Below are 6,735 nucleotides of genomic sequence, written 5' to 3' on the forward strand. Positions count from 1 at the left end.
TGTCGGGTTGGGGGAGGTTGATGTCTGGCGGATCTTCTATCCCTCTGCCGGACAGGATGACTGTTGTGCCTTCGCAGAAGAAGCGTCCGGTCACGTTGACCGCGGCAGATCGTGAGGAGTTGGTACGGGTGACCACGACGGGGGTGCGTCCGGCGTCGATGATCAGGCGGGCCCGGGTGCTGCTGGCGCTGGATATTTCGGTGGGTGAGGCTGATCCGAAAGAGGTGATCGCAGCTCGGCTCGGGGTCTCGGGTGAGACGTTGCGGCTGGTAGCCAAGCGTTTCGCCGAGACCGGTGGCGATGTGCACGCCACGATCGCACGGAAGAAGCGCGCCCTCCCGCCCGTGCCCTCACCGGTGACCGGTGAGGTCGAAGCCCGGCTGATCGCGATGGCGTGCTCACAGCCACCCCAGGGCTGTACCCGGTGGTCCCTGCGGCTGCTGGAGAAGCACGTCGCGCTGGTCGGGGACATCCCCGATCTGGACCACTCCACCATCGGACGGGTCCTAAAAAAACGGAACTGCGCCCTCACCTGAAGAAGTACTGGAACATCCCGCCGCGGGCGAACGCCGAGTTCGCGGCCCGGATGGAAGACGTCCTGGCCGTCTACGCCCGGCCCTACGACCCGGCACGTCCGGTGGTGTGCATGGACGAGAAGCCCTACCAGCTCCTCGCCCACGCCCGCGACCCACTCCCGGCCCGCCCTGGTCACGACGCCTGCCAGGACAGCGAGTACATCCGCTGCGGCACGTGCTCGATCTTCGTGTGGGCCGAGCCCCTGCGCGGATGGTGCCGCGTTCAGGCGCTGTCCCGGCGGACCCGGACCGACTGGGCCGGCCAGGTCGAGCAGTTGCTGAGCGTGGACTACCCCGACGCCGAGACCGTGGTGCTGGTGATGGACAACCTCAACACCCACGGCATCGCCTCGCTGTACGAGGCATTCGCACCTGAGGAAGCCTTCGCCCTGGCCCAACGCCTCGAGATCCACTACACGCCCAAGCACGGGTCATGGCTCAACATCGCCGAGATCGAACTCTCCGCGCTGACCCGACAATGCCTCGACCGCCGGATCGGCGACCTCGACATCCTCAACACCGAACTCTCGGCCTGGCAGAACGCCACCAACACCGACCAACGTCAGGTGAACTGGCAGTTCACCACCCACGACGCACGCATCAAACTGCGCCACCTCTACCCCAAACATTAACCGCGACAGTCTACTAGCCACGACACATACCGCGATTTGGCATCGTTCGGTGCCGCATCAGGCCTTGCTCACGGCAGCGACGCGGGCTGGTGCTACACCGGGCGACAGCCGCGGCCGCCCGCGCTCTCCCGACCGTCAAGGCCATTGCAGCGCGGCGATCGGAAGCCCTTGAGTTTTGCCTCTGGCTGATCAGCGCTTCGGGGCGGCCGGACTGGACGTCGGGTTTTCCTTAACCTGCTTCGTCGGCCGTCCCCATAAAGAAACCTGCGTATCGACCCCAGTCGCGTCGCATGTCTTCAGTCCTGCTCCTCTGTTTGGCAGACGGAATTTCATCCTCCATGCGCGCCCAGGAAAGGAGTAGTAGCCACAGCATTCGGGCCGTCTCCTCATCCCGGTCCATGGCTTCTGCGATGGATCCCCCCATGGGGTGCGCGACGTTCAGCCTTACGGCGAGCCTGCCAGCGATGTGCTCAGAGGTGAAAATGTCAGGGCCAGGCCAGGCTGCCTGTATGAACACGGCCGCGAATTCCTGCTCCGCGAAGCGACCGTCGTCCGAGGAGTCCCTCGGGGTCGCTGTCGATGGGTATGATGCGTCTCCAGCGTGAACGTATGGAGCCGTTGGTGGCGTACCGAACTTTGGCGGCTCATGTTTCGGAGGCGCGGGGCTCTCGGTAGCTGTACTATCCGAGCGATCGGGCCGGGGTTGGTTTATCGACTCGCCCTCAGAGGCAGTATCGCCAAGGTGCGCGTCCACCCACAGCGAGCGAAACCTGTCCAGCTCAGGGCTGATGGATTCGACTCGGCCAAGAATCAGAAGAGCAGCTACGAGTGCCTGTAGTTTTACCCAGACTGGGAAATTCTTGCCATTCAGGATATTTGCGACCGCCTGGTGCGAAATGACGTCTGCGGCAAACGATGCCTCTGCGGCTGCCGCGCTGATCTTTCGAGTCCCCGGGCATCCCGCCATTTGATACGCCTCATGAACCGCTTGGAGCAGGCTGCGATGTCTACCGGGTGGCAGTACCGAATCCGTTGGCATCGAGATTCTCCTGCGTCGTCCCCCGCTCAATTTTCCCCCTTACTTGTCGTGAGTCGTATCACGATCCCAAAAGTTTCTCCGCTACTGCTTGAGCCACCCCTCCTGCGATGGCCGAGGCCACAGCGATGGCAGCTGTGACGGAGGCTGAGCACCCCTTCCGCTCCTGGGAAGTGATTTCTGGCTCGTGGTCCTGATCACCGTCCATGCATTCATCCTCGATGGCGCCTTCCGCCCGATGAACGACAGTGGACGCAAGTTGACAGAACTTTACAAGCGCTCAACTCGGTCCTCACCGGGTGCTGCCAGGAGGTTGTGGAGGTGTTGCGCTGCCTTTTGGATCTGCTCGTCAGGGCCGCCCTCGGCCAGTTGGGCCAAGATGTCGGCGAAGATCTCGGTCCGAAGCCGCATGGCCTCCTTTGAGTTGTCGAGGACCGCGCGGTGGAGGACTTCCCAGAGTTCGCTCCTCACCGTGGCCGGGTCGGAGGTGTGGCTAAGTCCCTCGCGGAGCACCTTCTGGACGATCTGTTCCTCGAGGATCCGCGTTGCGGCCACGTAGTCGTATCCGTGCGGCTGGCCCTCAAGTGGCGTGAGCGGGTAGTCCGGCAGGTATCCCAGGGTGCGAGCCCGCGCGAGCCAACGGCTGGCGGTGATCCCGCTGACTCCCCACGTGTCCTGGATGACCTGCCGAGGAGGCCGACCCGTCAATTCCGCGTCGACGGCGAACCACGCGACCTGGACGAAGTGTCCCGCGGGCCAGGATCGACCGACCTTCACCGACTGAATGCGGGCTTGGGCGTAGAGGTCGCCGACCTTGTTGTTCCACTTGGTCCGTAGAGCGCTCTTGACCCTCCCCAGGATGGTTCCTGTCGGCGCGCGACGGACGGTCTCCCGGGTGATCGCCTCAGGCTTCTCTGGGTCTCGGGGCACGATCGACAGCCTGGTGATGGCCGGCTTCCCGGCCACCATCCGTCCTTCGACGTAGTAGACCCAGGGGCCTGGGATGTCGGAGTAGGTGACATCGACAGCCTCTGAGCCGTTGGCGAAGGCGTAAACCCATCCCCAGGTTCCGTCCCCGGCGATGGACATCGCTTCAGTGGGCTCGTCGTCCACGATAGTGATAACCCCCCCTCCGTGTTGTCGCCGTCAAAGCCTAGTGTTTGGCGGCCGCAGCGTGAAGGCTTGGAAGCACAAGGGCACCTCCTGAACAGGCAGTTCGGAGGCCAGGCCGATGGCGTTCCAGGGAAGGACAGCAGCGTGAGTGCAGGGGAAGGTGGCTCCGGCAGCGAAGGGCTGCCGCTGCGGTGGGTGGTCATCCTGCTGGCGAGCTTGATCGGCGGGGTGGCAGTCGGCCGCGTGGAGGGGCTGGGGGCCGGCGTGGCGGTCGCGATTGGGCTGGCAGGGTTCCTTCATCTGGTCATGCGCTCGTAGACCGTCCGCGCCGGCTGCGCAGCACCGTGGGCCCTCTGATGAGTCTCAGAGGGCGTTTGAAGTGGGCAGATTGCCGTTTACGTTCTAGTACGTTCCTCGCCAGGTGGGTGTCGTCTCGTCCGTTATGTGCTTGGCGAGGTTGTCGATCGAGGCGATGTGGATCATGGCCTCGGAGCTGACGGTGAGGGTCTCGTAGTCGCGTGCGAGACGGCGGTGCATCATGATCCAACCGATACTCCGCTCGACCACCCAGCGCCTTTTCACGACCTCAAAGCCGCGGGTCTCCGGATTTCGGTTGACGACTTCGACGTCGATTCCGAGGGTGGCTCCGTGCTCGACGACGGCATTCTTGAAGCCGGTGTCGACCCAGCTCTTGGAGATGGTGGGGTACGTTTCCTTCGCCTGGTCGAGGAGGCGGATGCCCAGGGCGTTTTCCGACAGACCGGCGGCGGTGACGGTTACGGCGAGGACGAGTCCGATCGTATCGGTGAGGATGCCGCGTTTCCGGCCGACGATCTTCTTCGCGACATCCGTTCCCTGGCTGGTCACGGGCACGTTGGTGGAGGTCTTGATGCTCTGGGTGTCCATCACCGAGGCGGTCGGCTCGGGCCTTCGCCCCTCCTTCACGCGCGCGAGTCCGGTCAGGTCGTAGTTGAGCCGGGCGAAGATTCCCTCGTCGCGCCAGGCTGCGTAGTAGGCGTATACGGTCCCGTGGTTCGGGAAGTCGTGCGGGAGGTATTTCCAGGGGATTCCGGTGCGGTTCACGTAGAGAATGGCGTTGAACACGTCGCGAAGTTCGACCCTGGCCGGCTGGCCGGTGGGCCTGCGGTCGAGCCGGGCTTTTCGCCAGGCCGTCAAGGTCGGCTCGATCAGGGCCCAACGGGCGTCGGACAGGTCGCTGGGGTACGGCTTCCGCTGACTCACGCCGTAGCGTTGGCACGGGAAAGATGGAAGACGGCGTTCCGCTGGCCATCAGGCGGTTCTGCCACATCTTCAAACCAGACGGACTTCCAGTAGCAGAAGCCAGCGAAACGGGAAGCAGGCTTGAGGCAGGGAGAGGTAAAGAAGTTCGCATAAAGCTTGAATAGGAGCAAATGCGGGCACTCATGAAAGCCACTCTTCTGGCTAAAGCTATGCAAACGCCCTCTCAGAGGGCCCACGGTGCTGGAAGTAGAAGACTCGCTCCGGTCCAGTCCCTCACTCGCCCGTGAGAGACCAGGGGTCGGCGAGGGGGAGCTGGCCGTTCATCGCGGCGTCGCAGTCGGCGTTGACGAGGGCCTCGGCGATGTGTCGTCGCAGGATCGGGTCGCTGACGCTGTCGAGCTCGCGCCAGGCGGCGTCGGGGGTCTGTCAAACGTTTTACAGTCCCTCGGCCTCTGCGGCGAGGGGCACCCAGCCCTGCCCGCCGAATCACCGCGGGCATAAGGCGACGTGGCGGGGTGAACGCCGTGTTCGCCGCTTCTGGAGCGGCATTTGGGGAATCAGACACGGGTGGGCCAGTTGAAGGAGTAGGGGACCTGGACCGCCGGGGGGGTGCCTCTATGTCCTTCGTCAAGCACGCGGTGCCGGGTTTGAGGCTGTTTGCCTTGGTCATGCGGCGAGGGTGACGTCTGGGGTTCGGGACTCGTAGAAGGTGCCGTCGCGGAGCATGGCGAACAGGACGCTGATGCGCTGGCGGGCGAGGCGGAGGAGGGCTTGGGTGTGGGTTTTGCCGCGGGCGCGTTGCCTGTCGTAGTAGGCGCGGGATGCGGGATCGGCGTTCATGCAGGCGAACGCGGAGAGGAACATCGCGCGTTTGAGCTGCCGGTTGCCGCCTCGGGGTGCGTGTTCGCCGTGGATCGAGGTGCCCGACGACTTTGTCGTCGGGGCGAGTCCGGCGTAGGAGGCGAGGTGGGCGGCGGTGGGGAAGCCGGTGCCGTCGCCGACGGTGACCAGCAGGACGGCGGCGGTCCTGACGCCGACTCCGGGCATCGAGGTCAGGACCTTCGAAAGAGGGTGGGCCTCCAGCAGGGCGTTGATCTGGGCTTCCATCGCTCGGCGCTGGTCATGGACCGCTGTGAGCGAGGCGGCCAGGGAGGGGATGACGATGTCGAGGGTGCCGGTGCCTGGGACGACGACGGTCTGTTCGTCGAGGGCGTCGAAGACCTCGTCGATCAGTCGGGCGGCCATGCGCGGGGCCTTCGGGCGGATCAGCTCCACGAGTCGGCGGCGGCCGGCCTTGCGCAGGGCGGACGGGGAGCCGTAGCGCTCCAGGAGCCAGGTCACGGCCCGGTGGTCGAGACGCGGTCCCAGGACGCGTTCCAGGCTGGGGTGGAACTGGGTGAGCAGGCCGCGTATGCGGTTGCTGGTGCGGGTGGCTTCGGCGGCCAGATCCTGGTCGAAGCCGGTCAGCACGGTCAGCTCGGCGGTGATCTCGTCGGTCGGTTCGAGTGAGCGCAGGGTGTGCGGCATCGTCCGTGCGGCGTCGGCGATGACGGCCGCGTCCTTGGCGTCGGTCTTGGCCTCGCCGGGGTAGAGGTCGGCGATTCGTCGCATGGACAGGCCGGGCAGGTAGGCGACGCGGCAGCCCGCATCGCGGGCGACGGCCAGCGGCAGGGCGCCGATCGAGGCGGGCTGGTCCACGATGACCAGGACGGTGCCGAACTTCGCGGTCAGCTTGTCGAACACGGCCCGCAGCTTCGGCTCACTGTTGGGCAGCGGTTTGTCGAAGACCTTCTTCCCGGCCGGGGTGAGCCCGTGCCCGTGGTGGGCGGACTTGCCGACGTCCAGGCCGAGGAACACGCCCACGTCTTCGATCTCGAGCATCGCGCTCTTTCCAGGGTGTTGATGGTGCCGGCCTCGGCTCGGGTGTCGTGCTCGCGCATCCACGTTATGCAGACCTGCCGCCCGCGAACCGCCCGGCATTGCGCCGGACCGGACGGTGGCCGGACCTCTGATCAGCGTCTCCGACGAACACCCCCGGACCCGGGTTGAGTCGGCCTGGGACGCGGTGCCGGGATTGCTCCCGGTCCGTTTTCCCAGGCCGCTCGCCGAACCCGCCGTGCGCCTTACGACGCAACGG

Annotated in this window: 6 protein-coding genes; 3 read left to right on the top strand and 3 right to left on the bottom strand. The window is 65.3% G+C overall.

Going from position 1 to position 6,735, the window contains the following annotated elements; all coding sequences use genetic code 11:
* Positions 1-95 precede the first annotated feature (95 nt).
* Complete coding sequence (locus ACIBCM_RS32280; RefSeq protein WP_399249505.1) at positions 96-536, top strand: helix-turn-helix domain-containing protein; 441 nt, start codon at positions 96-98, stop codon at positions 534-536.
* Entirely contained in the window at positions 425-1,207 is a 783-nt protein-coding gene (locus ACIBCM_RS32285; protein ID WP_399249521.1) for an IS630 family transposase, read from the top strand. The genes ACIBCM_RS32280 and ACIBCM_RS32285 overlap by 112 nt, the downstream gene beginning before the upstream one ends.
* Before the next feature lie 1,306 nt (positions 1,208-2,513).
* On the opposite strand, the gene ACIBCM_RS32290 is transcribed toward ACIBCM_RS32285, so the two are convergent.
* Positions 2,514-3,356 (bottom strand): hypothetical protein, encoded by an 843-nt coding sequence (locus ACIBCM_RS32290; protein ID WP_399249507.1) that lies wholly within the window; start codon positions 3,354-3,356, stop codon positions 2,514-2,516.
* A 144-nt stretch (positions 3,357-3,500) separates the two neighbouring features.
* Between ACIBCM_RS32290 and ACIBCM_RS32295 the strand changes: the two genes are divergently transcribed.
* Complete coding sequence (locus ACIBCM_RS32295; RefSeq protein WP_399249509.1) at positions 3,501-3,674, top strand: hypothetical protein; 174 nt, start codon at positions 3,501-3,503, stop codon at positions 3,672-3,674.
* Positions 3,675-3,758: 84 nt separating this feature from the next.
* On the opposite strand, the gene ACIBCM_RS32300 is transcribed toward ACIBCM_RS32295, so the two are convergent.
* Together ACIBCM_RS32300 and ACIBCM_RS32305 are read right to left on the bottom strand one after the other, a co-directional pair.
* Positions 3,759-4,598: an IS5 family transposase gene (locus tag ACIBCM_RS32300; protein WP_399249510.1), complete on the bottom strand. Its 840-nt coding sequence runs from the start codon at positions 4,596-4,598 to the stop codon at positions 3,759-3,761.
* Positions 4,599-5,264: 666 nt separating this feature from the next.
* Complete coding sequence (locus ACIBCM_RS32305; RefSeq protein ID WP_399249512.1) at positions 5,265-6,479, bottom strand: IS110 family transposase; 1,215 nt, start codon at positions 6,477-6,479, stop codon at positions 5,265-5,267.
* Positions 6,480-6,735: the final 256 nt, after the last annotated feature.

The sequence above is a fragment of the Streptomyces sp. NPDC051018 genome, assembly GCF_044456085.1.
In the GTDB taxonomy this organism is placed as follows: domain Bacteria; phylum Actinomycetota; class Actinomycetes; order Streptomycetales; family Streptomycetaceae; genus Streptomyces.